The sequence below is a fragment of the Catenibacterium sp. co_0103 genome (genome assembly GCF_004168205.1).
Lineage (GTDB): Bacteria > Bacillota_I > Bacilli_A > Erysipelotrichales > Coprobacillaceae > Catenibacterium > Catenibacterium mitsuoka_A.
The window spans coordinates 1-2,607 of record NZ_RCYB01000158.1 but is presented as its reverse complement, the minus strand read 5'-3'; the positions used below and the strand labels follow the sequence as shown (position 1 = coordinate 2,607).

At 33.5% G+C, this 2,607-nt stretch carries 3 protein-coding genes; all 3 read right to left on the bottom strand.

The genetic code is table 11. From position 1 onward, the window contains the following. A partial coding sequence (locus EAI80_RS12675) for a hypothetical protein (protein ID WP_192924064.1) occupies positions 1-1,235 on the bottom strand: 1,235 nt, incomplete at its 3' end. Between the two features lie 48 nt (positions 1,236-1,283). Continuing rightward, positions 1,284-1,778, bottom strand: a complete 495-nt coding sequence (gene tnpA / locus EAI80_RS12670) for an IS200/IS605 family transposase (RefSeq protein ID WP_238634624.1) — start codon at positions 1,776-1,778, stop codon at positions 1,284-1,286. Between the two features lie 97 nt (positions 1,779-1,875). After that, positions 1,876-2,289, bottom strand: a complete 414-nt coding sequence (locus EAI80_RS12665) for an AEC family transporter (protein ID WP_129982326.1) — start codon at positions 2,287-2,289, stop codon at positions 1,876-1,878. Between the last annotated feature and the right edge of the window lie 318 nt (positions 2,290-2,607).

The following is a 2,607-nucleotide window of genomic DNA, read 5'->3' as shown; positions in this document are numbered from 1 at the left end:
TTCCTGTTAAACTTGCCTTTACTATTGACCGTAGTTTCTTTGGCTCGTCTCATAAGCCTGCCTGCATTTTTGGGTTCTGTGATAAATACATCTCCAAGACTTCTTAAATGATTAGCGTCTTCATTTATTGCAAGCTGTCTGTTTATGGCATTGATGCGACAAAGTTCAGAGTGCTTTGATTTCAGCTTCTTATAATGATTAGAATATCTCCAAGTCTTGCGACCTTTTTTAACAGTACCATCATCATTATAATTTTGCGGATTAGTTGCACGTCTTGACCTGTCCATAGCACGATAAAGCAGCCGTTCTTTTCTCTCAGAAGTCTGAATACTGTTGCCACGCTCTGAAAGATTCTTCAAACCCACCTCAGTATCAGATGTATAAGCAACAGTCTGTGTACCAATATCAGCACCGATCATTCCTTTGCCATATTTATGTCTTGGACTGCCAAATCTATCATATTTTGGCTTTGCCTTACCCTCAATAGTAAGATGCAGATATACTCTGTATTTACCTCTTATCATCTTAGGAACAAGCGTAGCATAGCAGGGTCTATATGTATCAATACAGTACGCTTCATCCATAAGTGTCTGCACAGCCTTATTATTCATGATCTCAGGTTCAGCAAGATAATCCAATATTGCATTCACTTCATCTGTCTGAAATCTATCATTAATCTTTATTCCAAATACCGTCCTGCCAAGTTTGAACTGTAACTTATTATCCTTAACGAATATACGGATACCACGATTCATCTGTTTTGCCCTTATACAAGGCAGGTCTCCATATTTAGAGAAATGTAAGATATTACCATTACCATATAAACATTTTTCCATGCCACGCCAAATATCTTCGGCTTTAGTAAGGGCAAAAACCGCATCTACATTATACTTCTTGCCAATAAATATCATTGATTTTCTACAAAAATCCCAGGTAACGTCATACTGCTTTTGCATTTCATTGAGCTGTCCAGCAAAATGTTTACGTTTTTTCTTGTCTTCCGTAGAGCCATACAATTTAAGCAGCTTACGATATCTCTTGGTACGCATAAGATGGTAATAATTCTTTCTCATAAGACCTACGAGTTCGTTACCCGCTTTTCTGATCTTATCCGAAAGCTTTACAACTTTTTGTATATCATAAGAAGACATATCAGTTTCAGCAGCTAGAATATGTCTATCAGAAAGCTTATGAAATTGTTTTAGAGCCTTTTTGTATTCTTCGTGACTTATCATCTTTTTGTTCCTCGATATACTTAATTACTGCAGCTTCGCTTATGCGTTCTACAGTTGAGACAAAATACCCTCCTGGCCATAAAGTTCCACATCCTGCATAGAACTTTTTAAGTTGCAGATACGCTTTAAATAATTCGATAGCGCTGATACTTTTAAGAGTTCTAGCCACATCGCATAAGGAGCGACAGTCTGTGGCACATCTATGAAAATATGTATATGGTCTGGCATTACTTCAAGTGATTTTATATGATAATTATAATCGTTACAAATTTTCTGTAATATCTGTTTTAAAGCATCTTTAACATTACCTTTTAAAACCGGAAATATGAATTTAGGACACCGTATGATATGATATTGTATTAGATATTTACAATGTGAAGCACTGTGATATTTTTCCTGAATACCTCTACGCATAAGGTCAAGAAGTGTAATAGTCTCGCCTTCCTCAACAGAATAGATACGTGCAAGGTTTTCAAGCTCTATTTTCCATTCCATAAGAATAGATATGTTTACTTGAACATTATTTGATTTTGATCTTACCATTGATTAAAAAGTCCCTGCTGTTTTTATACATACATTATACATCTACTCTATACAAAACTTAAGTGAAAATTATGTAGCTTTCAACCCATAGGCAAGCCTATGGGTTTTTCGCCACTAATTTATAACCTGAACAATAGAAAACCATTTCGTTCCCTAATACGATAGAAACAAGAGGAAGAATCAAGTTTCCACAGTTAGGATACATGATGGACATTGATTCAATCGCATTAAAATGACATTTTTTTGTGAGTATCTTAGCAAGTATATAATAAATAATATGTACAAGAATAGCTGCACCAATAGACAGTAAGAAACCTTTTAACTTTTCTGCTGTTAAGTCAATCTGGAACGAATTGATGATTGCACAAGGTGCAGAAACATATAATACAATCTGTGATAAAAGTTTTGATTCTGATATTGTACATATATCTGTTTTAATCAGTACATATCCTACTCCTATCATAATAAATAAAGCTCCAATTTGTGTAGCAAGTGAAATAGCTAAATCCATATCTTTAACCCCCTAGAAGGCATCATACACTTATTATCTTCTAAAAGCATCTTTTTGCATAAGATGAAAAAAGTGATTGTCGCAATGATGTGAAATTTTAAATACATTGTATGTATGAATTATTCATTCTACAACACTTATTCAAATATATATACTTGTTGATATTATTATAATATAATATATTTATAAATCACTTAACATAAGATAGTGTAAAATATTTTGTGTAAATTATGATTTTTCAATTATAGAAAATGGACATATTTCCTAGTAAAATTAAGTCGACCAAAACATTAATCTAAGGAGATATGCCCATGAACT